This window comes from Geodermatophilus sp. DSM 44513, assembly GCF_032460525.1.
Lineage (GTDB): Bacteria > Actinomycetota > Actinomycetes > Mycobacteriales > Geodermatophilaceae > Geodermatophilus.
Window position 1 is genome coordinate 3,806,693 of the sequence record NZ_CP135963.1, and the last position, 25,461, is coordinate 3,832,153.

The following is a 25,461-nucleotide window of genomic DNA, read 5'->3' on the forward strand; positions in this document are numbered from 1 at the left end:
ACTCGGCTCCGGACGAACTCCGCTCCTCGGTCGCTGGCGCGCCCTACGATGCTCATTCGCCCGTCGCCTTCGCGATGATCTCCTTGGCGACGTTCTGCGGGACCTCGGCGTACGAGTCGAACACCATGGTGTAGCTCGCCCGTCCCTGGGTGCGGCTGCGCAGGTCACCCACGTAGCCGAACATCTCCGACAGCGGCACCAGGGCCCGGACGACGCGGGCGCCGGAGCGCTCGTCCATCGCCTGGATCGTGCCGCGACGGGAGTTCAGGTCACCGATGACGTCACCCATGTAGTCCTCGGGGGTGACGACCTCGACGGCCATCATCGGCTCGAGCAGGGCCGGGCTGGCCTTGCGGGCGGCCTCCTTGAAGACCATGGAGCCGGCGATCTTGAAGGCCATCTCCGAGGAGTCGACCTCGTGGTACTGGCCGTCGATCAGCGTCGCCTTCACGCCCACGACCGGGTAGCCGGCGAGGATGCCGTACTGCATGGCGTCCTGCATGCCGGCGTCCACCGAGGGGATGTACTCCCGCGGGATGCGGCCACCGGTGACGGCGTTGACGAACTCGTAGGTCGGGCCGTCGCCGGTCACCTCCAGCGGCTCGATGGTCACCTGGACCTTGGCGAACTGCCCGGACCCACCGGTCTGCTTCTTGTGGGTGTAGTCGTACTTCTCGACCGCCTTGCGGATGGTCTCCCGGTAGGCGACCTGCGGCTTGCCGACGTTCGCCTCGACCCGGAACTCCCGCCGCATGCGGTCGACCAGGATCTCCAGGTGCAGCTCGCCCATGCCGGAGATGACCGTCTGACCGGTCTCCTCGTCGAGGCGGACCTGGAACGTCGGGTCCTCCTCGGCCAGCTTCTGGATGGCCGTGCCCAGCTTCTCCTGGTCGCCCTTGGTCGTGGGCTCGATGGCCACGGAGATGACCGGCGCCGGGAAGGTCATCGACTCCAGGATGACCGGCTTCTGCGGGTCGCAGAGCGTGTCACCCGTCGTCGTCTGCTTCATGCCGTTGACCGCGACGATCTGGCCGGCGCCCACGCCTGCGCGCTCCTCGCGCTTGTTGGCGTGCATCTGGTAGATCTTGCCGACCCGCTCCTTGCGGTCCTTGGTGCTGTTGAGCACCGGGGACCCGGAGTCCAGCCGCCCGGAGTAGACCCGGATGTAGGTCAGCTTGCCCAGGTGCTGGTCGGTCTGGATCTTGAAGGCCAGGGCGGAGAACGGCTCGTCCTCGTCGGCGTGCCGGAGGACCTCGGTCTCCCCGTCCATCGCGGTGCCGACGATCGCGCCGACGTCCAGCGGGCTGGGCAGGTAGTCCACGACGGCGTCCAGGAGCGGCTGCACGCCCTTGTTCTTGAACGCCGTGCCGGTGAGCACCGGGTTGACCTGCGCGCCGATGGTCGCCTTGCGAATCGCGGCCTTGAGCCGGTCGACGGAGATCTCCTCACCGCCGAGGTAGGCCTCCATCAGCTCGTCGTCGAAGTCCGCGATGTTCTCCAGCAGCTTCTCGCGGTACTCGGCGGCCTGGTCGGCGAGCTCGGCCGGGATCTCCTCGATGGCGTAGTCCTCGCCCATCTTGGTCTCGCCGCGCCAGGTGAGGGCCCGCATCTGCACCAGGTCGACGACGCCGATGAAGTCGGCCTCGGCGCCGATGGGCAGCTGCAGCACCAGGGGGTTGGCGGCCAGGCGCTCGACCATCATGTCGACGCAGCGGAAGAAGTTGGCGCCGGTGCGGTCGAGCTTGTTGACGAAGCACATGCGCGGGACGCCGTACTTCTCGGCCTGCCGCCACACCTGCTCGGTCTGCGGCTCCACGCCGGCGACGCCGTCGTAGACCGCGACCGCACCGTCGAGCACCCGCAGGGAGCGCTCCACCTCGACGGTGAAGTCGACGTGCCCGGGGGTGTCGATGATGTTGATGTCGTGACCGGCCCAGGAGCACTTGGTCGCGGCGGACGTGATGGTGATGCCGCGCTCCTGCTCCTGCTCCATCCAGTCCATCGTGGCCGCGCCGTCGTGGACCTCACCGATCTTGTAGTTGATACCGGTGTAGAAGAGGATGCGCTCGGTCGTCGTGGTCTTGCCGGCGTCGATGTGCGCCATGATCCCGATGTTGCGGGTCTTGGCGAGCTGGGCCTCGTTGCTGGCCATTCCTCACTCCTCTGTGCTCTGGGTCCGCGTGCGGACGTCCGAGGGTGGCCCGGACTCGTCCGCCGGCCGCGGGTGCCGGCTCGCACCGGCGGGGGCGCCTACCAGCGGTAGTGCGCGAAGGCCTTGTTCGACTCGGCCATCTTGTGGGTGTCCTCACGACGCTTGACCGCGGCGCCGAGCCCGTTGCTCGCGTCGAGCAGCTCGTTCATCAGGCGCTCGGTCATCGTCTTCTCCCGACGGGCCCGGCTGTACTGGATCAGCCAGCGCAGGCCGAGGGTGGTGCTGCGCGAGGCGCGGACCTCGACCGGCACCTGGTAGGTCGCGCCGCCGACGCGGCGGCTGCGGACCTCGAGAGCCGGCTTGACGTTGTCCAGCGCGCGCTTGAGCGTGACCACCGGGTCGGTGTCGCTCTTGGCGCGGCAGCCCTCGAGGGCGCCGTAGACGATCGCCTCGGCGACCGAGCGCTTGCCGTCCACGAGCACCTTGTTCACCAGCTGGGTCACCAGCGGCGACTGGTACACCGGGTCGGCGACCAGCGGACGGCGCGGTGCGGGGCCCTTGCGCGGCATGTCAGCTCTTCTCCTTCTTCGCGCCGTACCGGCTGCGAGCCTGCTTGCGGTTGCGGACGCCCTGGGTGTCGAGGGACCCGCGGATGATCTTGTAACGCACGCCGGGGAGGTCCTTCACCCGGCCGCCGCGGACCAGGACCATCGAGTGCTCCTGCAGGTTGTGGCCGACACCCGGGATGTAGGCGGTCACCTCGATGCCACTGGTGAGGCGGACGCGAGCGACCTTGCGCAGCGCCGAGTTCGGCTTCTTCGGCGTCGTCGTGTACACGCGGGTGCACACGCCGCGACGCTGAGGGGAGCCCTTCAGCGCCGGGGTCTTGGTCTTCTCGACCTTGTCCTCGCGGCCCTTGCGGACCAGCTGGTTGATCGTGGGCATGGGTGGCCTGGATCTCCTACCTGCGCTGGGTCGTACTGCGGACGGTGCTGTGCTCTGGAGTACTGCTGGAGGTGCGGTGTCGTGCCGGGGTGCCGGTCCTGCCGGGGCCGTACCCGGGTCCGGGCCACGGTGCACCACCGGCCCCCGCGGTCGGGCGTGTCGCCGTCCCCGGGACCGGCCGGTGAGTCGAACCGGATCGGTCGCCCCCCGCGACTCGGCGCCACCACCTGTCGGCAGGCGCACCGCGAACGGGAGCAGGCCCAGGGCACCCTGGGCACGGCTGACCACGATACCCGCGTGCCGGAGGCCGGTCAAAGCCGGGTGTACCACAGCACGGGGCGGCCGGGGTGCCCGTCCGCCGTGGTCGGCGGACGGCGGCACGGGCAGGCGCGACGGGCTGCCGGAGGGGCACCCGGGGGCCCGGGGTACGGCCACCCACTGTAGCGGTGGTGCCGGGCGACCCCGGGTCGGCGCACACGGCCACCCGATCGGGGACCGCGGACGGTGAGGACGCGGGCGGCTGTCGTACCCCGGCCCTACCGTCGGTGGCAGGACGCCCACCCACCGCCACCGCCTCGTCCTGCCACGGCCTCGACCAGCCACCGCCCTCACCAGCCCGCCACCGCCCTGCCACCGGAGGACACGTGCACGTCGACCTCGCCCGAGAGCTCAAGGCCCACCTGTCGGCCCGGCTGGCCCGTGCGGGCGGCCCGGTGTCCGCCAGCGACCTCGGTGGGCGCCGGTGGACGCAGCCGGCGCTGGGGCTGGCACCGGTGGGCCCCGACCTCGCCCACCTGGCGATCCGCCTCGCCGCCAAGGAGGACGCCGACCTGCTGCTGACCGGGCTGGACGACGCGGTGCTGGACGAGGTCGACGTCCGCGTCATCGGCCCGGTCCGCGCGCTGTCCTCCCCCACGGCCGGCGAGCTGCAGCGGCGGACCCGACCCCTCGTGCCGGGCCTGTCGGTGGGCCACCCGACGGTGACGGCGGGGACGCTGGGTGGCTTCGTGCGGCTCGGCGGCCGGCTGGCGGTCCTGTCCAACAACCACGTGCTGGCCGCCGGTGACGCCGCCTCCCTGGGCGACCCGGTCCTGCAGCCGGGCCCGGCGGACGGCGGGGACCCGGCGACCGACCGCGTCGCGACGCTGGCCGCCTTCGAGCGGTTCGTCGCCGGCGGTCAGGTCAACCTGGTCGACGCCGCCGTCGCGGTGGTCGACGCGGAGGTGCCCCTGGACCCGCGGCGGTTCCCCGGCGGCCCGCTCGGGGCCGACCCGCTGCAGGTCGACGACGTCGAGCCCGACGAGCGGGTGGAGAAGGTCGGGCGGACCACCGGGCACACGGTGGGCCGGGTCAGTGCGGTGGAGGTCGACGGCGTCGTCGTGCAGTACGACGAGGAGGTCCGCACCTTCGACGACCAGGTGGAGATCGACGGCGTCGGGGGCGGCTTCAGCGCCGGCGGCGACAGCGGGTCGGTGATCTGGCGCAGCGCGGACCGCGCACCGCTCGGGCTGCTGTTCGCCGGCAGCGACACCGGTGGGCGCGAGGGCGGCGGGGTCACCTTCGCCAACCCCCTGGCCACCGTGCTGGCCGTCCTGGACCTGCAGTGGGTCGCCGGCTGAGGGACGGCGTCCGGCCGCCGGCCTGCGCGCACGCCGGCGGGGGGTGAGGCCGGGGCCCTCCTACTGTCGCGGGGGCCCGACGGGGGGCACCATGGCGGCATGACCGACCGCGCGTCCGCCCGAGCCGCCAAGAGCGCCCTGAGTCGCCGGCTGTCCGCGGACCCCGGCGTCGTCGGCGTCGGGCTGGCCCGCCGGGACAGCGGCTACGTGGTGAAGGTGGACCTGGCCGACGCGCACGCCGCGGAGCGGGTGCCCGGCGACGTCGACGGCGTCCGCGTGGTGACCGAGGTCGTCGGGGTCGTCCGGCCGCTGTAGAGCCCGGGCCCGGGGACCCCGCAGGACGCCGCGGTCGCCGGCGGCCCCGCTACGGTCGGCGCGGCGCCGACGACGGCGCCGCCGCCGACCTGAGGAGTGGACGTGCGCATCGGCATCCAGGCCAGCTACAGCGGCGGGTTCCGCCAGACGGCCACCGAGATCCGCGACCTGGAGTCCGCGGGGCTCGACGTCGCCACGGTCGCGGAGGTCTACACCTTCGACGCCGTCAGCCAGCTGGGCTACCTGGCCGCGGTGACCGAGCGGGTGGAGCTGATGAGCGGCATCCTCCCCATCTACAGCCGCACCCCGGCCCTGACCGCGATGACCGCCGCAGGCCTGGACTTCGTGTCCGGCGGCCGGTTCACCCTCGGTCTGGGCGCGTCCGGACCGCAGGTCATCGAGGGCTGGCACGGCGTCCCCTACGACGCCCCCCTGCAGCGCACCCGCGAGGTCGTGGAGATCTGCCGGCAGGTGTGGCGCCGGGAGCGACTGGTCCACGACGGCCCGAAGTACCACGTCCCCCTGCCGCCGGACCAGGGCACCGGCCTGGGCAAGCCGCTCAAGCTGATCAACACCCCGGTCCGCGACCGGGTCCCGGTCATGCTGGCCGCGATCGGCCCGAAGAACGTGGAGCTGGCCGCCGAGATCGCCGAGATCTGGGAGCCGATCTTCTTCATGCCGGAGCGGGCGGACTCGGTGTGGGGCGAGTCGCTGGGCGCCGGGCGGGCCCGGCGGGACCCGGCGCTGGGTGACCTGCAGATCGCCGTGGGCGTCCCGGTGGCCGTCGGCGAGGACGTCGACGGGATGCTCGACCACGTGCGCCCGCAGCTGGCGCTCTACATCGGTGGCATGGGCGCCCGCGGCAGGAACTTCTACAACGACCTGGCCCGGCGGTACGGCTACGAGGACGAGGCCCGCACCATCCAGGACCTCTACCTCGACGGCCGCAAGGACGAGGCGGCCGCCGTCGTCCCCGAGGAGCTGGTGCGGGCCGTGTCCCTGGTCGGTCCGGAGTCCTTCGTGGCCGAGCGGGTCGCCGCCTTCCGGGAGGCCGGGGTGACCACGCTGGTGCTGCAGCCCCTCGACGACTCCGCTGAGAGCCGGCTGCGGACCGTGGAGACGATGCGCCGCATCACCGACCGCTGACGCCCGCCAGGGGCGCCCTGCGGTGCCCGTCCTCGCGGTACAGCGCGAGGACGGGCACCGCACCGCGAGGACACGAGAGGGCCCCGCAGGTCTGACGACCTGCGGGGCCCTCGTGACCCGCTGGAAAGCCTCCCTCAGGATCCCGCCGCGAGCCTGCGAGCGGTGGGGGGAGGGAGGTCCTCGTTCAGCTGCGCCAGTCGTACTCCTCCAGGCGGACGGCCTCGCCGCTGCCCTGACCGAAGACGTCCGGGCTGTAGTACTGCCCGTCGTCGTACCCGGCCATCGTGTAGACCGCGGCGCGCGCCTCCTCGGTCGGCTCGACCGTGATGTTGCGGTAGCGGCTGATGCCCGTGCCCGCCGGGATCAGCTTGCCGATGATCACGTTCTCCTTGAGGCCGAGCAGGCTGTCGCTCTTGCCCTGGATCGCGGCGTCGGTGAGCACCTTGGTCGTCTCCTGGAAGGAGGCGGCCGACAGCCACGACTCGGTCGCGAGCGAGGCCTTGGTGATGCCCATGAGCACCGGGCGGGCCGAGGCCGGCTCGCTGCCCTCGGCGACGACCCGGCGGTTCTCGGTCTCGAACAGCGTCCGCTCGACCAGCGCACCGGGCAGGAACTCGGTGGCACCGGAGTCGATGATGGTCACCCGCTTGAGCATCTGGCGGATGATCACCTCGATGTGCTTGTCGTGGATCGACACGCCCTGGCTGCGGTAGACCTCCTGGACCTCGCGGACCAGGTGCAGCTGCACCTCGCGCGGGCCCATGATCCGCAGCACCTCGTGCGGGTCGACCGCACCCTCGGTGAGCTGCTCGCCGACCTCGACGTGCGCGCCGTCCTCGACCCGCAGCCGCGACCGGCGCGACAGCTTGTCGTAGACGACCTCGTCGGAGCCGTCGTCCGGGGTGATCGTCAACTTGCGGAACTGCTCGCCGTCCTCGATGCGGACGGTGCCGGCCAGCTCGGCGATCGGGGCCTTGCCCTTGGGGACGCGGGCCTCGAAGAGCTCCACCACGCGCGGCAGGCCGTGGGTGATGTCCTCACCCGCGACGCCACCGGTGTGGAAGGTGCGCATCGTCAGCTGGGTGCCGGGCTCGCCGATGGACTGGGCGGCGATGATGCCGACCGCCTCGCCGACGTCCACCAGCTTGCCGGTCGCGAGCGACCGGCCGTAGCAGGTGGCGCAGGTGCCCAACAGCGACTCGCAGGTCAGCACGCAGCGGACCTTGACCTCCGCGACACCGGCGTCGACCAGCGCCTGGATGAGCACGTCACCCAGGTCGGAGCTGGCCTGCGCGATCAGCGTGCCGTCCTCGGCCACCACGTCGGTGGCCAGCGCGCGGGCGTACACGCTGGTCTCCACGTGCGCGTCCCGGGTGAGCACCCCGTCGATCGAGGTCGCGATCGGCATGATGACGCCGCGCTCGGTGCCGCAGTCCTCCTCGCGGATGATCACGTCCTGCGAGACGTCGACCAGCCGGCGGGTGAGGTAGCCGGAGTCCGCCGTCCGCAGCGCCGTGTCGGCCAGGCCCTTGCGGGCACCGTGCGTGGAGATGAAGTACTCCAGCACCGACAGACCCTCCCGGAAGTTGGCCTTGATCGGCCGCGGGATGATCTCGCCCTTCGGGTTGGCCACCAGGCCGCGCATGCCGGCGATCTGGCTGATCTGCATCATGTTGCCGCGGGCGCCGGAGTTGACCATGACCCAGACCGGGTTGGTGGTCGGGAAGTTGTCCACCATCGCCTGGCTGACCTCGGCCCGCGCGCGGGTCCAGATCTCGATCAGCTCGCCACGACGCTCGGCGTCGGTGATGACGCCGCGCTCGTACTGGCGCTCGATCTGCCGGGCCTCGGCCTCGTGCCGGTCCAGGATCTCCTGCTTGGCCGGCGGGGTGACGACGTCGTCGATGGCGATCGTCACGCCCGAGCGGGTGGCCCAGCGGAAGCCGGCGGACTTCAGCGCGTCCAGCGTCGCCGCGACCTGCACCTTGGGGTAGCGCTCGGCGAGGTCGTTGACGATCGCCCCGAGCTCCTTCTTCGGCACCTGGTAGTTGACGAAGCGGTAGTCCTCGGGCAGGGCCTCGTTGAACAGCACCCGGCCCAGGCTGGTGCGCACCAGCGCCGGCTGACCGGGGGTCCAGTCCTCCGGCTGCTCCCACGGCTCGTTGACCTTGCCGTTGTCGACGCCGAACACCTCGTCGAGGCGGATGAGCGCCCGCTCCTGCAGACCCAGCGCGCCCATGTCGAAGGCCATGATCGCCTCGGCGGTCGAGCCGTAGGCGGCAGGCTGCCCACCGTCGGCCTCGTGCCGGCTGGGCACCAGGGTCGTCAGGTGGTACAGGCCCAGCACCATGTCCTGGGTCGGCGCGGTGATCGGACGACCGTCGGCCGGGCTCAGGATGTTGTTGCTGGACAGCATCAGGATGCGGGCCTCGGCCTGCGCCTCGGCCGACAGCGGCAGGTGCACGGCCATCTGGTCGCCGTCGAAGTCCGCGTTGAACGCGGTGCAGACCAGCGGGTGGATCTGGATGGCCTTGCCCTCGACCAGCTGCGGCTCGAAGGCCTGGATGCCCAGCCGGTGCAGCGTCGGCGCGCGGTTGAGCAGCACCGGGTGCTCGGTGATGACCTCCTCGAGCACGTCCCAGACGACCGGACGGGCCCGCTCGACCATGCGCTTGGCGGACTTGATGTTCTGCGCGTGGTTGAGGTCGACCAGCCGCTTCATGACGAAGGGCTTGAACAGCTCCAGCGCCATCTGCTTGGGCAGGCCGCACTGGTGCAGCTTCAGCTGCGGGCCGACGACGATGACCGACCGGCCGGAGTAGTCGACGCGCTTGCCGAGCAGGTTCTGGCGGAACCGGCCCTGCTTGCCCTTGAGCAGGTCCGAGAGCGACTTCAGCGGGCGGTTGCCCGGGCCGGTGACCGGCCGGCCGCGGCGGCCGTTGTCGAACAGCGCGTCCACGGACTCCTGCAGCATCCGCTTCTCGTTGTTCACGATGATCTCGGGCGCGCCGAGGTCGAGCAGACGCTTGAGCCGGTTGTTGCGGTTGATCACCCGGCGGTAGAGGTCGTTCATGTCGCTGGTGGCGAACCGGCCACCGTCGAGCTGCACCATCGGGCGCAGGTCCGGCGGGATGACCGGCACGCAGTCCAGCACCATGCCCATGGGCGAGTTGCGGGTCTGCTGGAACGCCGCGACGACCTTGAGCCGCTTGAGCGCGCGCAGCTTGCGCTGGCCCTTGCCGCTGCGGATGGTCTCGCGCAGCGAGACGGCCTCCGCGTCGAGGTCGAAGTCGGCCAGCAGCTTCTGCAGCGCCGCCGCGCCCATGCCGCCCTCGAAGTACTCGCCGAAGCGGTCGCGCAGCTCGCGGTAGAGGCCCTCGTCGGCGATGAGCTGCTTGACCTCCAGCTTGCGGAAGGTGTCGAGCACCTCCTCGAGGCGGTCGATCTCCCGCTGGGCGCGGTCGCGCAGCTGGCGCATCTCGCGCTCGCCGCCCTCGCGCACCTTGCGCCGGACGTCGGACTTGGCGCCCTCGGCCTCGAGCTCGGCGAGGTCGGCCTCCAGCTTCTGCTGGCGGGCCTCCACGTCGGCGTCGCGGCGGTTCTCCAGGTTGGACTTCTCCGCGCTGATCTCGGCCTCGACGGTCGGCAGGTCGCGGTGGCGCGCCTCGTCGTCCACCGTCGTGATCAGGTAGGCCGCGAAGTAGATGATCTTCTCGAGGTCCTTGGGCGCCAGGTCGAGCAGGTAGCCCAGGCGCGAGGGCACGCCCTTGAAGAACCAGATGTGGGTGACCGGCGCGGCCAGCTCGATGTGGCCCATCCGCTCACGGCGCACCTTGGCGCGGGTCACCTCGACGCCGCAGCGCTCGCAGATGATGCCCTTGAACCGGACCCGCTTGTACTTGCCGCAGTAGCACTCCCAGTCCCGGGTGGGACCGAAGATCTTCTCGCAGAAGAGACCGTCCTTCTCCGGGCGCAGCGTCCGGTAGTTGATGGTCTCGGGCTTCTTCACCTCACCGTGCGACCACTGGCGGATGTCGTCGCCGCTGGCCAGACCGATGCGCAACTCGTCGAAGAAGTTGACGTCGAGCAAGGGGACCCCTTTCCGGGGCTAGTTACTGAACGTTCTTTTCTGGTCTTGCCTGGAAGGCCCCCTCCCAGGGCCCCGGCCCGCGCGAAGCGTGGGCCGGGGAGGGAGGGGGTCCTTCATCACACGTCCTCGACGCTCGAGGGCTCGCGGCGGGACAGGTCGATGCCCAGCTCCTCCGCGGCCCGGAAGACCTCGTCGTCGGTGTCGCGCAGCTCGATCGCCTGGCCGTCGCCGGAGAGGACCTCCACGTTGAGGCAGAGGGACTGCAGCTCCTTGAGCAACACCTTGAACGACTCCGGGATGCCCGGCTCGGGGATGTTCTCGCCCTTGACGATGGCCTCGTAGACCTTGACGCGGCCGAGGATGTCGTCGGACTTGATGGTGAGCAGCTCCTGCAGCGCGTAGGCCGCGCCGTAGGCCTGCATGGCCCAGCACTCCATCTCACCGAAGCGCTGGCCACCGAACTGCGCCTTACCACCCAGCGGCTGCTGCGTGATCATCGAGTACGGGCCGGTCGAGCGGGCGTGGATCTTGTCGTCGACCAGGTGCAGCAGCTTGAGGATGTAGACGTAGCCGACCGAGATCGCCTCGGGGAAGGGCTCCCCGGAGCGGCCGTCGAACAGCCGCGCCTTGCCGGTGGGCTGCACCATCCGGTTGCCGTCGCGGTTGGGGACCGTCGAGCCCAGCAGGCCGATGATCTCCTCCTCGCGGGCGCCGTCGAACACCGGCGTCGCCGTCCGGGTGCCCGGGGCCGCGGCCCGCGCGGCGTCGGGCAGGTTGGCCGCCCACTCCGGGGTGCCCTCCACCTGCCAGCCCGTCTTGGCCACCCAGCCGAGGTGGGTCTCGAGGACCTGGCCGACGTTCATCCGGCCGGGCACGCCCAGCGGGTTGAGCACGATGTCGACCGGGGTCCCGTCCTCCAGGAACGGCATGTCCTCCTGCGGCAGGATCTTGGCGATGACGCCCTTGTTGCCGTGCCGGCCGGCGAGCTTGTCGCCGTCGGAGATCTTGCGCATCTGGGCCACGTAGACGCGGATCAGCTCGTTGACGCCGGCGGGCAGCTCGTCGCCGTCCTCGCGGGAGAACACGCGGACGCCGATGACCTTGCCGGACTCACCGTGCTTGACCTTGAGGCTGGTGTCGCGCACCTCGCGGGCCTTCTCGCCGAAGATCGCCCGCAGCAGCCGCTCCTCGGGGGTCAGCTCGGTCTCGCCCTTGGGCGTCACCTTGCCGACCAGGATGTCGCCGGGGACGACCTCGGCGCCGATGCGGATGATGCCGCGCTCGTCGAGGTCGGCGAGGACCTCCTCGGAGACGTTCGGGATGTCCCGGGTGATCTCCTCGGCGCCGAGCTTGGTGTCGCGGGCGTCGACCTCGAACTCCTCGATGTGGATCGAGGACAGGACGTCGTCCTGCACGAGGCGCTGGCTCAGGATGATCGCGTCCTCGTAGTTGTGCCCCTCCCACGGCATGAAGGCGACGAGCAGGTTCTTGCCCAGCGCCATCTCGCCCTGGTCGGTGCACGGTCCGTCGGCGATGACCTGGCCGACCTCGACCCGCTGGCCCTCGTCGACGACGGGGGTCTGGTTGATCGAGGTGCCCTGGTTGGAGCGGCGGAACTTCAGCAGCCGGTAGGTCTGCCGGGTGCCGTCGTCGGCCATGACGGTGACGTAGTCGGCGGTGGAGTCCTCGACCACACCGGCCTTCTCCGCCACGACGACGTCGCCGGCGTCCACGGCGGCCCGCAGCTCCATGCCGGTGCCGACCAGCGGCGCCTCGCTGCGCAGCAGCGGCACGGCCTGGCGCTGCATGTTGGCGCCCATGAGCGCGCGGTTGGCGTCGTCGTGCTCGAGGAACGGGATCATCGCGGTGGCGACCGAGGTCATCTGCCGCGGCGAGACGTCCATGTAGTCGACGTTCTCCGGGACGAGGTAGTCGACCTCACCGCCCTTGGTGCGCACCAGCACGCGGTCCTCGGCGAACCGGCCCTGGGGGTCCAGCGGCGAGTTGGCCTGGGCGACGACGAAGCGGTCCTCCTCGTCGGCGGTCAGGTAGTCGATCGTCTCGCTGACCACGCCGTTGTCGACCCGGCGGTACGGGGTCTCGATGAAGCCGAAGGCGTTGACCCGCCCGTAGGCCGACAGCGACCCGATCAGGCCGATGTTCGGACCCTCGGGCGTCTCGATCGGGCACATCCGGCCGTAGTGGCTGGGGTGCACGTCGCGGACCTCCATGCCGGCCCGCTCGCGGGACAGACCACCGGGGCCCAGCGCCGACAGGCGGCGCTTGTGGGTCAGGCCCGCGAGCGGGTTGGTCTGGTCCATGAACTGGGACAGCTGGCTGGTGCCGAAGAACTCCTTGATGGAGGCGACGACCGGCCGGATGTTGATCAGGGTCTGCGGCGTGATGGCCTCGACGTCCTGGGTGGTCATCCGCTCGCGGACGACGCGCTCCATGCGGGACAGGCCGACCCGGATCTGGTTCTGGATCAGCTCGCCCACGGTGCGCAGCCGGCGGTTGCCGAAGTGGTCGATGTCGTCGGTCCCGTGGTCGGGCTCGCCCGCGTGCAGGCGCACCACGTACTCGATGGTGGCGACGATGTCGTCCTCGGTCAGCGTCGAGGTGCCCTGCGGCACGCTGACGCCCAGCTTCTTGTTGACCTTGTACCGGCCGACCTTGGCGAGGTCGTAGCGCTTGGCGTTGAAGAACAGGTTCTCCAGCAGCGCCTGGGCGCTCTCCCGCGTCGGCGGCTCACCCGGCCGCAGCTTGCGGTAGATGTCCAGCAGCGCCTCGTCCTGCCCGGCGATGTGGTCCTTCTCCAGGGTGGCCAGGACCGTGGGCGACCACTGGAAGTGCTCGCGGATGCGGTCCTCGGTCCAGCCCAGCGCCTTGAGCAGCACGGTGACCGGCTGGCGGCGCTTGCGGTCGATGCGGACGCCGACGGTGTCGCGCTTGTCGACGTCGAACTCCAGCCAGGCCCCGCGGCTGGGGATGACCTTGGCGCTGAAGACGTCCTTGTCCGAGGTCTTGTCCAGGGTGCGGTCGAAGTAGACGCCGGGGCTGCGGACGAGCTGGGACACCACGACGCGCTCGGTCCCGTTGATGACGAACGTGCCCTTGCGCGTCATGATCGGGAAGTCGCCCATGAACACCGTCTGGCTCTTGATCTCGCCGGTGGTGTTGTTCATGAACTCGGCGGTGACGAACAGCGGCGCCGCGTAGGTCATGTCCTTGTCCTTGCACTCCTCGAGGGACGCCTTGACGTCCTCGAAGCGCGGGTTGGAGAAGGACAGCGACATCGAGCCGCTGAAGTCCTCGATCGGGGAGATCTCCTCGAGGATCTCGGCCAGACCGCCGACGGCGTCGGCCTGCTCCTCGGGTGAGAGGGTGGCGCGCCACTCGGGGCTGCCGATCAGCCAGTCGAACGAGGCGGTCTGCAGCGCCAGGAGGTCCGGCACCGCGAGCGGCTCGGAGATCTTGGCGAAGGACACGCGCAGCGGCGCGCCGGGGATCTTCTGCTGGTCGGCCTCGCCGGTGCGGGGACCGGACTGGGGGGCCTGCGGGGTGGTGCGGGGAGCAGCTGACTCAGTGGTGCTGGGGGAGGTGCTGGTGGGGCGAGAGCCTGCCAAGATGCGTCCTTCCAAGGACCTCACGACGTGCGGGCGGTCGGTGCTGGTTCGTCCTGGGTCGTCGTTGGTGATGGCCGGGCTGTCCGCGTCCGTCCTGCCCGGTCGGTCGACGGGCGCCCGGGGAACGGGTCCTCCGGGCAGCCCAGGCGACCCGTCTCGGCGGGCAGGCAGTCAGGGGGCAGCGCAACAGAGAACCCTACCCCTGCTCCGCGGCGCTGTCCACGTCAGGAGGTGGGGGCGACCTGCACCACACTCCCGGGAAGGACGGCGTCCGGCTGACCGGGCGGCGTTCCGCGTCGTCATGATGCCAGCCCGGCCCCTCCCCCGCCTCCGCCACGCCGGGGCGGACCCCCGCGGTCCGGACCGCAGGACGCCACAGGGGCCGCCCTCCCGGAGGAGGACGGCCCCTGTGGACGCGGTGGAACGGCGTCAGGTGACGTGCTGGAACAGCCCCGGCGCAGTAGAAGGACCTCGTCCCTCTCAGCCCTCGCAAGCTCGGGCCGAGCCTCCGGACGAGGCCAGGGCGCCGGGGTCCTTCACTTGACGGTGACGGTGGCGCCGGCGCCCTCGAGAGCGGCCTTGGCCTTCTCGGCGGCGTCCTTGGCGACCTTCTCCAGGACGGGCTTGGGCGCGCCGTCGACCAGGTCCTTGGCCTCCTTGAGGCCCAGGGAGGTCAGGCTGCGCACCTCCTTGATGACCTGGATCTTCTTGTCACCGGCAGCCTCGAGGATGACGTCGAACTCGTCCTGCTCCTCGACGACGGGGGTGTCGCCACCGCCGCCACCACCCGGGGCGGCGGCCGCGACGGCGACCGGGGCAGCCGCGGTGACCTCGAAGGTCTCCTCGAACTGCTTCACGAACTCGGACAGCTCCAGGAGGGTCATCTCCTTGAAGGCGTCGAGCAGCTCGTCGGTGGACAGCTTGGCCATGGTGTCTCCTAGGGGTCAGGCGGTGCCGGTCGCGGCGTCCGCGACGGCATCCGGGTTGTCGGTGGCCGGGGCGGCCGGGGTGGTGTCGGCAGCAGCGGTGTCCGCGGCCGGAGCCGGGGAGCCCTCGGCGGACTCCTTCTTCTCCTGCAGCGCGGCGGCCAGGCGGGCGACCTGCGACAGCGGGGCCTGGAACAGGCCGGCGGCCTTGGTCAGGTTGCCCTTCATCGCGCCGGCCAGCTTGGCCAGCAGGACCTCGCGCGGCTCGACGTCGGCGAGGGCGGTGACCTCGGCGGCGCCGACCGTGCGGCCCTCGACCACGCCGCCCTTGACGACGAGCAGCGGGTGCGCGCGCGCGAAGTCACGGATGGCCTTGGCCGCGGTGACCGGGTCGCCCTCGATGAAGGCGATCGCGGTCGGGCCGGTGAGCAGCGGTGCGAGGTCGGCGTGGCCGACCTGGTCCGCGGCCCGCTTCGTCAGGGTGTTCTTGACGACGGCGTAGCTGCTGCCCTCACCGAGGGAACGGCGCAGCTGGGTCAGCTGGGCCACGGTCAGCCCGCGGTACTCGGTGAGCACCGCCGCGCTGGACGACTGGAACCGCTCGGTGATCTCGTCGATCACCTCGGCCTTCGCCTGCGTGGGCATGGGCCTCCTCTCGTCTGTCGGGCGGGACCGCGGGCCGCAGCGCGACGGCGGGCGATCAACCGGGCCCGGAGACGACGGACGCCCCGGCGCAGGCGCACGGGGCGAGGACGGGCGCGCGGCGCCGCGTCGATCGAACCGTCCTCCTGCGCGGGCCGCCCGGTGCTCCGGGACCTTCGATCGCACGCGGACGTGCGACGACCAGCGGTCGTGGGGGGAACGGGCCCCAGCGTACACGGGGTGAGCGCGGGCCCGTCCCGAGGGCCGGGACGACGGAGGCCCCGCCGCGCAGTGCGCGACGGGGCCCCCGTGAGGCAAGGGAACGGCCACCTCCAGGGGCCCGCGCCGAGCCTGCGAGGCGTGGGGGGAAGGGTGGTCCTTTATTCGTCCACGGTCAGGTTGCGGGTGCGGTTCGGGTCGACCGGGATGCCCGGGCCCATGGTGGTGGAGATGGTGATCTTCTTGAGGTACCGGCCCTTGGCCGCGGCCGGCTTGGCCCGCAGGACCTCGTCCAGCGCGGCGGCGTAGTTCTCCACCAGCCGCGCCTCGTCGAACGAGGCCTTGCCGATCACCAGGTGCAGGTTGGCCTGCTTGTCGACGCGGAAGTTGATCTTCCCGCCCTTGATGTCGTTGACCGCCTTGGTGACGTCGGGGGTCACCGTGCCGGTCTTCGGGTTCGGCATCAGGCCGCGCGGGCCGAGGATGCGGGCGATCCGGCCGACCTTGGCCATCTGGTCCGGGGTCGCGATGGCGGCGTCGAAGTCCAGGAAGCCACCCTGGATGCGCTCGATCAGGTCCTCGGAGCCGACGACGTCGGCGCCGGCCGCCTCGGCCTCGGCGGCCTTGTCACCGGTGGCGAAGACGATGACGCGGGCGGTCTTGCCGGTGCCGTGCGGCAGGTTCACCGTGCCGCGGACCATCTGGTCGGCCTTGCGCGGGTCGACACCCAGGCGCATCGCCACCTCGACGGTCGCGTCGTAGGCGGTCGGCGAGGTCTCCTTGGCCAGGGTGGCCGCCTGCAGCGGGGAGTAGAGGTTGTCGCGGTCGACCTTCGCCGCGGCCTCGAGGTACTTCTTGCCGTGCTTCGCCATGGTGGTGTCCTCTCCCCCGGCGCTCCGGCCGGGAGTCGTGTGGTCTGCGGGCCCGGCGCAGGCCCTCCCACTCAGTACGTGCTGGTACGGCCCTCCTGCAGGGCCCCGCTGCGAGCTCGCGAGCAGTGGGGGGCAGGAGGGTCCTTCACTTGACGGTGATGCCCATCGACCGGGCGGTGCCGGCGATGATCCTCTCGGCCTCGTCGAGGGAGTTGGCGTTCAGGTCGACCATCTTGGTCTGGGCGATCTCGCGGACCTGGTCGCGCGTGACGGTGGCGACCTTGGTCTTGTGCGGCTCGCCCGAGCCCTTCTCCACACCGGCGGCCTTGAGCAGCATGCGCGCCGCCGGCGGGGTCTTGGTGACGAAGGTGAACGAGCGGTCCTCGTAGACCGAGATCTCCACGGGCACGACGTCACCGCGCTGCGCCTCGGTCGCGGCGTTGTACGCCTTGCAGAACTCCATGATGTTGACGCCGTGCTGACCGAGCGCCGGACCGACGGGCGGAGCGGGGGTGGCCGCACCGGCCTTGATCTGGAGCTTGATGACCGCGGTCAACCGCTTCCTGGGGGGCATGTCTTTCCTTTGTCGTGACGGGATGGAACCGGCCCCGTCGCAGGGTCCCGCCGCGAGCGTGCGAGCGGTGGGGGCGACGGGGTCCTTCGACTAGAGCTTCTGGACCTGGCTGAACGACAGCTCGACCGGCGTCTCCCGGCCGAAGATGGAGACCAGCACCTGCAGCTTCTGCTGCTCGGCGTTGATCTCGTTGATCGTGGCCGGGAGGGTGGCGAACGGGCCGTCCATGACGGTGACCGACTCGCCGACCTCGAAGTCGACGACGGCGGTCGGGGCGGCCGCGGTGGCGGTGCTGGCGGCCTCCGCCGTGCGGGCGGTCTGGGGGGTCGCCGCCGGCGCGAGCAGGCCGACGACCTCGTCGATGCTCAGCGGCGAGGGCTTGGAGGTGGCCCCGACGAACCCGGTGACGCCCGGGGTGTTGCGCACCGCGCCCCACGACTCGTCGTTGAGGTCCATGCGGACCAGCAGGTAGCCGGGCAGCTTCTTGCGGTTCACCTGGGTGCGCTTGCCGTTCTTGATCTCGGTGACCTCCTCGGTGGGCACCTCGATCTGGAAGATGTAGTCCTCCATGTCGAGTGACTGGATGCGCGACTCCAGGTTGGTCTTCACCTTGTTCTCGTAGCCGGCGTAGGAGTGGATGACGTACCAGTCGCCGAACTGGCCGCGCAGCACCTTGCGCATCGCCTCGGCCGGGTCCTCGTCGTCCTCCTCGGCCTGCTGGAGGGTCTCCACGACGATCGGGTCGTGGTCGGGAGCCGGGGCGGCCAGCGGGTCACCGGCCAAGGCGGCATCGACGGCACCGCGGCTGCTGGCCCCGTCGGAGGGGGCCGTGGCGTCGGCCATCGGGTTGTCGGCCGTCAGGTCGGTGGTGTCGACGGAGCCCTCGGCGGCGCCGGTCTCGCGCACGCCGGTCTCGACGTCCACGGTGCCGCGCGCGTCGAAACGGGTGTCGTCGAGGTCGGTGCCCTCGACGGCGCTGTCGGTGTCGAACGGCTCGCGGGGGTCGGTCACGGTGTCTCTTCCTCGTCGGCGTCGTGGGATGGGGCAGGTGGGCTCAGCCGAAGACGGCGAGCACGCCCTGGGCGAAGAGGAGGTCCAGGCCGGCCACCAGGGCGACGATGAAGGCCACGAAGACGATGACGACGGTCGTGTAGGTGATCAGCTCGCGCCGGCCAGGCCAGATGACCTTGCGCAGCTCCGCGACGACCTCGCGCAGGAAGCGCCGCAGGTTGCGCCGCTGCCGCGTCTCGGCCGCGCGGTCGCGCTCGGCGGCCGCGCGCGACCGGGTGGCGCCACCCTCGCCCGCCCGCCCGGCGGGCCGGGTGGACACGCCCTCGCGGGCGGCACGGCGACCGCGGGGGGCCGCGTCGCGGTCGTCGTCCTCGTCGTCCCCGGCGGTGATCCGGCCGCCACGCCGGGCCCTGGTGGGCCGGGTGGCCACGACCTTGTCCTCCTCGGACTCCGCATCGGCGGCGACCTCGGCCTCCGCGGCCTCGAGCTCGGTCGCGTCGTCCACGCCCGGCGCCTCGCGGTCGAGCTGCTCGTCGGTCGGCTCGGGGCGGGGGTCGCCCCCGCTCCCCGGCTTCTCGTCGCTCACTGCGCCTCGCTCGCCTCGCTGGTCGTGGCCACCGTCCTCGGGCCGACGGTCGGTGGTGGTGCTGTCCTGCGGCTGGTGCACGCCACCGGTCGGGTCGCCGGCGGTACGGGCAGGGGTGACAGGACTTGAACCTGCAGCCTGCGGTTTTGGAGACCGCTGCTCTGCCAGTTGAGCTACACCCCTCGGTGGACCGCCTGCCCGCTCCGGCCGGCACCGCCCCCGCGGGGGTCCCGGGGCACGCCGGTGGCGGGGTCAGTGGCCCCAGGGACGTCAGTGTACGGGACCGCGGGGCGCGCCCACCAACACCACCGGGCCGGACCTGCGGGCCGGCGGTCGGAGGCGGCCGCCGGGCGCCGCCTCCGACATGATGGGGACATGACCGCCGTCTCCCGCCAGGAGCCCGCCGCCCCCTCCCCCGCGCGCCCGTCCGCCGACCGGCGCGTCTCCCGCCGCATCGCCGCGATCGCCGAGTCGGCGACGCTGGCGGTGGACGCCAGGGCGAAGGCGCTCAAGGCCGCGGGCAAGCCGGTGATCGGCTTCGGCGCCGGCGAGCCGGACTTCCCCACCCCGGACTACATCGTCCAGGCCGCCGTCGCCGCGTGCACGCAGCCGGCGATGCACCGGTACACCCCCGCGGGCGGGCTGCCGGCGCTCAAGGAGGCGATCGTGGCGAAGACCGCGCGCGACTCCGGCCTGCAGGTCACCCCCGCGAACGTGCTGGTCACCAACGGCGGCAAGCAGGCGGTGTACGAGGCCTTCGCCACGATGCTCGACCCCGGTGACGAGGTGCTGCTGCCCGCGCCGTACTGGACGACCTACCCCGAGGCGATCGCGCTGGCCGGGGGCGTGCCGGTGCCGGTGGTGGCCGACGAGGAGAGCGGCTACCTGGTGTCGGTCGCCCAGCTGGAGGCCGCCCGGACGCCGCGGACCAAGGTGCTGCTGTTCTGCTCGCCGTCCAACCCGACCGGCGCGGTGTACCCCCCGGAGCTGGTGGAGGAGATCGGCCGCTGGGCGCACGAGCACGGCCTGTGGGTGCTCTCCGACGAGATCTACGAGCACCTCACCTACGACGGGGCGTCGGCGCCGTCCATGCCGGTCGTCGTCCCGGAGCTGGCCGACCGCTGCGTGGTCGTCAACGGGGTGGCCAAGACCTACGCGATGACCGGCTGGCGGGTGGGCTGGGTGGTCGGCCCGGCCGACGTCGTCAAGGCCGCGACCAACCTGCAGTCGCACGCCACCTCCAACGTGGCCAACGTGTCCCAGGCGGCCGCGGTCGCGGCGCTGAGCGGTGACCTGTCGGCCGTGGCGACGATGCGGGAGGCCTTCGACCGGCGGCGGCGGACGATCGTGTCGATGCTGCGGGAGATCCCCGGGGTGGCCTGCCCCGAGCCGCGCGGCGCCTTCTACGTCTACCCGTCGGTGAAGGGGCTGCTCGGCCGGGAGATCGCCGGGCGGACGGCGCACGACAGCGTGCAGCTGGCCGAGATCGTGCTGGAGGAGGCCGAGGTCGCCGTCGTCCCCGGCGAGGCGTTCGGGACGCCGGGGTACCTGCGGCTGTCCTACGCGCTCGGCGACGAGGACCTGGTCGAGGGCGTCAGCCGCGTGCAGCGCCTGCTCGGCACCGCGGACTGAGGGGGCTCAGGCCAGCTGGACGGTCGCGCGGGCCAGCGACAGGACCTTCTCACCGCCACTGGTGACGGTCAGGTCGACCCGCGCCCGGCCGTCCTCGCCCACCGCGGCCACCCGGCCGCGGACGGTCACCTGCGCCCCCGCGTCGTCGTCGGGGACGACGACCGGGCGGCCGAAGCGCACGTGGTACTCGACCAGCGCGCCCGGGTCCCCCGCCCAGGCGGTCACGGCGCGGGCGGCCAGCGCCATGGTGAGCATCCCGTGCGCGATCACGCCGGGCAGGCCGACCTCCGTGGCCACCCGGTCGCTCCAGTGGATGGGGTTGAGGTCCCCGGACGCGCCGGCGTAGCGCACCAGGTCCGCGCGGGTCACCGGGTAGGTCACCTCCGGCAGCTCGGTGCCGACCGTCACGTCGGCGGACCGCACGGTGGCGCTCACGGTGCGCCCCGGGCGACGAGCATGGAGGCGGCCGAGCACACCGGCTCGCCGTCCTCGGTGGCGACGTCGACCCGGGTGGTGAGCAGGTCGTTGCCACCCACGGTGCGCACCGCCTCGATGGTGGGGGTGGCTACCAGCCGGTCCCCGGCGCGGATCGGCCGGTGGTGGGTGAACCGCTGCTCGCCGTGGACGACGCGGCTGTAGTCCAGCGCGACGTCGGGGTCGGCCACCACGACGCCGGCCGCCGACAGCGTCAGCGCGATGGCGAAGGTGGGCGGCGCGATGACGTCCGGGTGGCCGGCGGCGCGGGCCGCGTCGGCGTCCCGGTGCACCGGGTCGGCGGCACCGATCGCGTCGGCGAACTCGGCGATCTTCTGCCGGCCGACCTCGTAGACGGCCGAGGGCGGGTAGCTGCGCCCGACCAGTGCCGGGTCGAGCGCCACGTCCCGCCCTCCGTCCCGCAGTGCCGCTGGGTCAGCGGGTCTCGCGGTGCACGGTGTGCCGGCGCTCCCGGGGGCAGAACTTCTTCAGCTCGAGCCGGTCGGGGTCGTTGCGCCGGTTCTTGCGGGTGATGTAGTTCCGGCTCTTGCACTCCTGGCAGGCCAGGGTGATCTTCGGACGGACGTCGGTGGCTGCCACGGGAGGCTCCTCGCCTTGTCGGTCCGTGACCGGCGGTCGCCGGGCACGGGGACGGACCCCGGCTCCGGGGTCCGTCAGGGGTAGCGGTGACCGGATTTGAACCGGTGACACAGCGATTATGAGCCGCTTGCTCTGCCTGGCTGAGCTACACCGCCGGACGTGGCCGTGCGGCCCGGTCTCGCCGACCGGGCCGAGCGACCGGTGTGTTCCAGAGCCCCTTTACGGAATCGAACCGTAGACCTTCTCCTTACCATGGAGACGCTCTGCCGACTGAGCTAAAGGGGCGGGCCTCGAGCCGGGAGAGACTCTACCGGACGTCACGAGGGACTCGCGCAGGACCCCCCGGCGGGTCAGGAACGGACGAAGAGCCGGCGGTGCGGCATGCCGGGGACGGCGGAGCGCACACCCGCGCGGGCCAGGATCCAGCTCTCCAGCCGCTCGTCGGGCAGGGGGCGGCTGACCAGGAACCCCTGCAGCTTGTCGCAGCCCATCTCGGCGAGCAGGTCGCGCGTCAGCTCGTCCTCGACGCCCTCGGCGACCACCCGCAGACCCAGGTTGTGCGCCAGCTCGATGATCGAGCGGGCGATGAAGGACTCGCCCTGGCTGGTCGACATCCCCAGCACGAAGGACTTGTCGATCTTCACCTCGTCGATCGGCAGCTGGCGCAGCTGGGACAGCGAGGAGTAGCCGGTGCCGAAGTCGTCCATCGACAGGCGCAGCCCGAGGGCGTGCAGGTCGGCCAGGACGGTGCTGCTGCGCACCGAGTCGTCGACGACGCTGCCCTCGGTGAGCTCCAGGGTGAGCAGCTCGCCGGGGACGCCGTGCCGCCGCAGCGCCCGCTGCACCCGGTCGACCAGGTCCGGCTCGGTGAGGCACCGGGCGGAGAGGTTGACCGCCACCGACAGGGAGATGTCCTGGTCCAGCCACCGGCGGCAGCGGGCCAGTGCCCGGTCCAGCACGTGGTCGGTCAGCGGACCGATGCGTCCGATCTGCTCGGCGAGGTGGATGAACTCGTCCGGCGCGATCGAGCCGTACCGGGGGTGCGCCCAACGCACCAGTGTCTCGACGGCGACGATGTCGTACGTCCGGGCGTCGATGATCGGCTGGAAGACGACGCTGATGTCGCCGTCGGCCATCGCCTGCTCCAGCTCCGTGCCCAGCTGCAGGCGGCGCAGGCTCTGCTGGTCGAGCACCGGGTGGTAGCTGGCCACCCCGCTCTTGCCGACCCCGGCCAGCAGCGCGACGTCGGCCCGCTGCATGAGCGTGCCGGCGTCCGCGCCGTGCACCGGGGCGGCGGCCACGCCGATGGTGAGGGTGACCTCCAGGTCCAGGCCGGCGACACGGGCGCGCGTCGAGGTGGCCTCGCGCAGCCGGCGGGCGGCCCGCTCGGTGGCGGGCAGGGACAGACCCGGGAGCAGGACGGCGAACTGGTCGCCCTCCATCCGGGCGACCAGGGCCTGCGGCGGGGCGTGCTCACGGAGCAGGCCGGCGGTGACCAGCAGCAGCTCGTCGCTGGCGGCGTGACCGAGGGTGTCGGTGACCTCGGTGTAGTTGTCCAGCGAGGCGAGGATCAGGCCGGCCCGTCCGCTGACCGGGTCCGCGGCGAGCAGCTGGTCGATCTCCGCGGCCAGGCGCTGGCGGTTGGGCAGGCCGGTGAGCCGGTCGTGGTCGGCGTCGTAGCGGATCTGGGTCAGCAGCTGCTGCTGACGGATGGCGGCGTTGACGTGGGTGAGCATGGAGTCCAGGGCGGCGCGGTCGCCGTCGGCGAAGGAGACGACGTCACTGCGGCGGTCGCAGATCTCCAGGTAGCCCGGCTCCCCGGCCGCGGTGGCCACCGGCGCGGCGAGCAGGTCCCGGGCCCCGCGACGGGCGAGCGCGGCCGCCTCCTCCTCGGTGGCCCGGGCGAGCGAGACGAGCACCGGCCCGCCGTGCGCCCCCGTCGTCGCCCGGCGCCGGAAGAGGTCGTCGGGGTCGCTGGGGCCCTCGTACCACGCGCCACCGTCGTCGGAGGCGACGAGCAGCCGCGGCTCCTCGTCGAGGTAGGGGGGCAACCACAACGCCACGCGCTCGGCGTTGAGCAGCTCGCGGATCGCCTCGACCATCCGCCGCGTGCCGTCCTCGTGCGAGGCGATCTGCTGCACCTGCCGAGCGAAGGCATAGACCTTCTGGAGGTCCTCACCCCCCCGCTTGACCCCCGCGAACCGCCGGTAGAGGAGGACCAGTCCGCCCATCAGCGGGAGCACGAGCACCAGCGACCAGGGCGTCGCCTCCACCAGCAGGAACACGGACAGGCCGACGACGACCGCCATGGGCGTGACCGTCGCAGCTGCCAGGAACATGCTCGTCCACAGGATCGAACCCGGGTAACCCTGCGTCGCGATGATCGCGAGGCGGATCAGGGCACCGCCCACCATGGTCGCGAGCAGGATGGCCACGAGGTAGGAGAACCACGTCAGCGGGGCGGCCAGCTGTCCGACCGGCAGCAGACTCAGCAACGCGACCGCGACGGCGACCTCGAGCACCGCCACGGCGGTGTTGGCGACGACCTTCGCCGGACTGATGCGTTGCGCGAAGCAGACACCGCCGACGGCCACGGCACGCAGGACCGCGGTCCAGGTGGGACCGAGTTCGACGAGGGCCATGACGAAGGCCGCCTCGGACGCCGAGACCGACACACCGTGGCGCGGGAACTCGACGTTGAAGTTGTAGCTCTCGGCCACCACGAGCGCGATCAGGATGACGACGACGACGACCGGGCTCACGGATGCGAGGCGGTTGGGCAACACCCAGGCGGCCACCGGTAGGACGAGGAGCACGCTGAGCCATCCGATGGTGGCGGGCCCCGAGACTGCCGCCGGCCACCGTCGCTGTCGCGCCGGTGTGTCCTGCTCGGCCACTGGTACCTGCATTTCCGCCGGAGGGGCATGGGCGGAGGAGAGGCTAACAGCGGCACGCCGTGCATCCCCGGGGCGACGGGACAGCTCTCACCCCGAGGAGGAGTGCGTCGTGCTGGGTGGCGTTCGCAGCTCGGGACGGCGTCGACGCGACAGCGACGCGATGGGTCGAGCGGAGGGCCAGACCTCAGGCGGCCTGACGGTTCCACTTCTGGCCGCGGTTCCACTTCTGGCCGCGGTTCCACTTCTGGCCGCGGGTGCTGGTCGCCGAGGCAGCGTTGATCATGATGACTCCTGGACGTGAGAGGTCTGTTCGGCTGGGCAGCCAGACACGCGCAGGGTCAGGGCGTCATCCGGTACGTACTGCTGCTGCGAGATTGCTGCGGGTCACCTGATGGGGGCAAGGGCGTCACCCGTTTGGATGGTGCTCGGGTGCTCTCGACCGCCGTGGCGTCACACGTCGTGACCTTACGTAGGCACATCGTCACCCAGTGGTGTGACGCGTGAGGGCGGAGCGATGACGGCGCGACCGGCGGACCCGAGGACGCCGGGCCCCGGGCGTCTCCTGCCGACCCGCGGTAGCTCGATCGGGTGCACGGCGTCCACGGTGCCCACTCGACGCGCGTCCACGGCTCGTGGGGCCCCTACGCTGCGCCGCGTGCGACGGGACGGGGAGGCCGCCGAGCGCGGCTCGACGCTGCCGCTCGTGCTGGTGTGCTGGCTGGTCGCCGCCCTCATGGCCTTCGGCGCGATCGCCGCGTCCGACGCCTTCCTGGAGCAGCAGCAGGTGCAGTCGGTGTGCGACGGGGCGGCGCTGGCCGCGGCGAACGCCACGGACGAGGCGGTCGTGTACGCCGACGGCGTCGGGACGACGCTGCCGCTGACCCGGGCGAGCACCCAGGCGGCGGTGGCCGACCAGCTCGCCGACGGTGGGACCCCGCTGGACTCCTGGGGCACCGACACCGACGGGGTCGACGTCACGGTGCGCTGCACCCGCCACGTCGAGATCGCATTCGGCTGGCTCTTCCTCGGCGGGCGGCCGCTGGAGCGGACCGCGGTCGCCGGCGCCCGGGCACCGACCGTCCCCTGAGGCCGGCCCGCACGGACGGCAGCGGCCCCGACCTCGGTGGAGGTCGGG

20 protein-coding genes and 3 tRNA genes are annotated in these 25,461 nt (G+C 71.8%); 5 read left to right on the forward strand and 18 right to left on the reverse strand.

The window, feature by feature from the left end:
* Nucleotides 1-52 precede the first annotated feature (52 nt).
* The 3 genes from fusA to rpsL form a co-directional block, all read right to left on the reverse strand.
* Nucleotides 53-2,152: an elongation factor G gene (gene fusA, locus RTG05_RS18470; RefSeq protein WP_166526325.1), complete on the reverse strand. Its 2,100-nt coding sequence runs from the start codon at nt 2,150-2,152 to the stop codon at nt 53-55.
* A 98-nt stretch (nt 2,153-2,250) separates the two neighbouring features.
* Nucleotides 2,251-2,721 (reverse strand): 30S ribosomal protein S7, encoded by a 471-nt coding sequence (gene rpsG, locus RTG05_RS18475; RefSeq protein WP_166526326.1) that lies wholly within the window; start codon nt 2,719-2,721, stop codon nt 2,251-2,253.
* Nucleotide 2,722: 1 nt separating this feature from the next.
* Entirely contained in the window at nt 2,723-3,097 is a 375-nt protein-coding gene (gene rpsL, locus RTG05_RS18480) for a 30S ribosomal protein S12 (protein ID WP_012950487.1), read from the reverse strand.
* A gap of 644 nt (nt 3,098-3,741) precedes the next feature.
* Here rpsL and RTG05_RS18485 point away from each other — a divergent pair.
* From RTG05_RS18485 to RTG05_RS18495, 3 genes are all read left to right on the forward strand, one after another.
* Entirely contained in the window at nt 3,742-4,716 is a 975-nt protein-coding gene (locus RTG05_RS18485) for a hypothetical protein (RefSeq protein WP_166526327.1), read from the forward strand.
* Nucleotides 4,717-4,815: 99 nt separating this feature from the next.
* A complete protein-coding gene (locus tag RTG05_RS18490) occupies nt 4,816-5,031 on the forward strand; it encodes a hypothetical protein (protein ID WP_166526328.1) in 216 nt (71 codons plus the stop codon).
* A 102-nt stretch (nt 5,032-5,133) separates the two neighbouring features.
* A complete protein-coding gene (locus RTG05_RS18495) occupies nt 5,134-6,177 on the forward strand; it encodes an LLM class F420-dependent oxidoreductase (RefSeq protein WP_166526329.1) in 1,044 nt (347 codons plus the stop codon).
* A 184-nt stretch (nt 6,178-6,361) separates the two neighbouring features.
* Here the strand turns inward: RTG05_RS18495 and RTG05_RS18500 are convergent, their stop codons facing one another.
* From RTG05_RS18500 to RTG05_RS18540, 9 genes are all read right to left on the reverse strand, one after another.
* Nucleotides 6,362-10,267 (reverse strand): DNA-directed RNA polymerase subunit beta', encoded by a 3,906-nt coding sequence (locus RTG05_RS18500; RefSeq protein ID WP_166526330.1) that lies wholly within the window; start codon nt 10,265-10,267, stop codon nt 6,362-6,364.
* Nucleotides 10,268-10,383: 116 nt separating this feature from the next.
* Nucleotides 10,384-13,776 (reverse strand): DNA-directed RNA polymerase subunit beta, encoded by a 3,393-nt coding sequence (gene rpoB / locus RTG05_RS18505; protein WP_166529280.1) that lies wholly within the window; start codon nt 13,774-13,776, stop codon nt 10,384-10,386.
* A 653-nt stretch (nt 13,777-14,429) separates the two neighbouring features.
* Nucleotides 14,430-14,822: a 50S ribosomal protein L7/L12 gene (rplL, locus tag RTG05_RS18510; RefSeq protein ID WP_166526331.1), complete on the reverse strand. Its 393-nt coding sequence runs from the start codon at nt 14,820-14,822 to the stop codon at nt 14,430-14,432.
* Between the two features lie 15 nt (nt 14,823-14,837).
* Complete coding sequence (gene rplJ, locus RTG05_RS18515; RefSeq protein WP_166526332.1) at nt 14,838-15,464, reverse strand: 50S ribosomal protein L10; 627 nt, start codon at nt 15,462-15,464, stop codon at nt 14,838-14,840.
* Between the two features lie 377 nt (nt 15,465-15,841).
* Entirely contained in the window at nt 15,842-16,552 is a 711-nt protein-coding gene (rplA, locus tag RTG05_RS18520; protein WP_166526333.1) for a 50S ribosomal protein L1, read from the reverse strand.
* 145 nt (nt 16,553-16,697) lie between these two features.
* On the reverse strand, nt 16,698-17,126 hold the full coding sequence (rplK, locus tag RTG05_RS18525) for a 50S ribosomal protein L11 (protein ID WP_166526334.1): 429 nt from the start codon (nt 17,124-17,126) through the stop codon (nt 16,698-16,700).
* A 90-nt stretch (nt 17,127-17,216) separates the two neighbouring features.
* Nucleotides 17,217-18,137: a transcription termination/antitermination protein NusG gene (gene nusG, locus RTG05_RS18530; RefSeq protein ID WP_208104648.1), complete on the reverse strand. Its 921-nt coding sequence runs from the start codon at nt 18,135-18,137 to the stop codon at nt 17,217-17,219.
* A 43-nt stretch (nt 18,138-18,180) separates the two neighbouring features.
* A complete protein-coding gene (gene secE / locus RTG05_RS18535) occupies nt 18,181-18,723 on the reverse strand; it encodes a preprotein translocase subunit SecE (RefSeq protein WP_166526335.1) in 543 nt (180 codons plus the stop codon).
* A gap of 110 nt (nt 18,724-18,833) precedes the next feature.
* Nucleotides 18,834-18,906: transfer RNA gene (locus RTG05_RS18540), tRNA-Trp, on the reverse strand.
* Nucleotides 18,907-19,098: 192 nt separating this feature from the next.
* On the opposite strand from RTG05_RS18540, the gene RTG05_RS18545 reads away from it, so the two are divergent.
* The gene (locus RTG05_RS18545) at nt 19,099-20,355 is read left to right on the forward strand and encodes a pyridoxal phosphate-dependent aminotransferase (protein WP_166526336.1); all 1,257 of its coding nucleotides are present in this window, start codon (nt 19,099-19,101) and stop codon (nt 20,353-20,355) included.
* Nucleotides 20,356-20,361: 6 nt separating this feature from the next.
* Here RTG05_RS18545 and RTG05_RS18550 read toward each other — a convergent pair whose 3' ends face one another.
* The 6 genes from RTG05_RS18550 to RTG05_RS18575 form a co-directional block, all read right to left on the reverse strand.
* Nucleotides 20,362-20,790 (reverse strand): MaoC/PaaZ C-terminal domain-containing protein, encoded by a 429-nt coding sequence (locus tag RTG05_RS18550; protein ID WP_166526337.1) that lies wholly within the window; start codon nt 20,788-20,790, stop codon nt 20,362-20,364.
* Entirely contained in the window at nt 20,787-21,233 is a 447-nt protein-coding gene (locus RTG05_RS18555) for an FAS1-like dehydratase domain-containing protein (protein ID WP_166526338.1), read from the reverse strand. The genes RTG05_RS18550 and RTG05_RS18555 overlap by 4 nt, the downstream gene beginning before the upstream one ends.
* 31 nt (nt 21,234-21,264) lie before the next feature.
* Nucleotides 21,265-21,429 (reverse strand): 50S ribosomal protein L33, encoded by a 165-nt coding sequence (rpmG, locus tag RTG05_RS18560; protein ID WP_166526339.1) that lies wholly within the window; start codon nt 21,427-21,429, stop codon nt 21,265-21,267.
* Between the two features lie 81 nt (nt 21,430-21,510).
* Nucleotides 21,511-21,584 (reverse strand) — tRNA-Met (locus RTG05_RS18565).
* 57 nt (nt 21,585-21,641) lie between these two features.
* Nucleotides 21,642-21,714 (reverse strand) — tRNA-Thr (locus RTG05_RS18570).
* Between the two features lie 65 nt (nt 21,715-21,779).
* Nucleotides 21,780-24,191, reverse strand: a complete 2,412-nt coding sequence (locus RTG05_RS18575) for a putative bifunctional diguanylate cyclase/phosphodiesterase (RefSeq protein ID WP_315912041.1) — start codon at nt 24,189-24,191, stop codon at nt 21,780-21,782.
* Between the two features lie 790 nt (nt 24,192-24,981).
* Here RTG05_RS18575 and RTG05_RS18580 point away from each other — a divergent pair.
* Nucleotides 24,982-25,413, forward strand: coding sequence for a pilus assembly protein TadG-related protein (locus RTG05_RS18580; protein ID WP_166526341.1), 432 nt, complete (start codon nt 24,982-24,984; stop codon nt 25,411-25,413).
* The last annotated feature ends 48 nt before the right edge of the window (nt 25,414-25,461 follow it).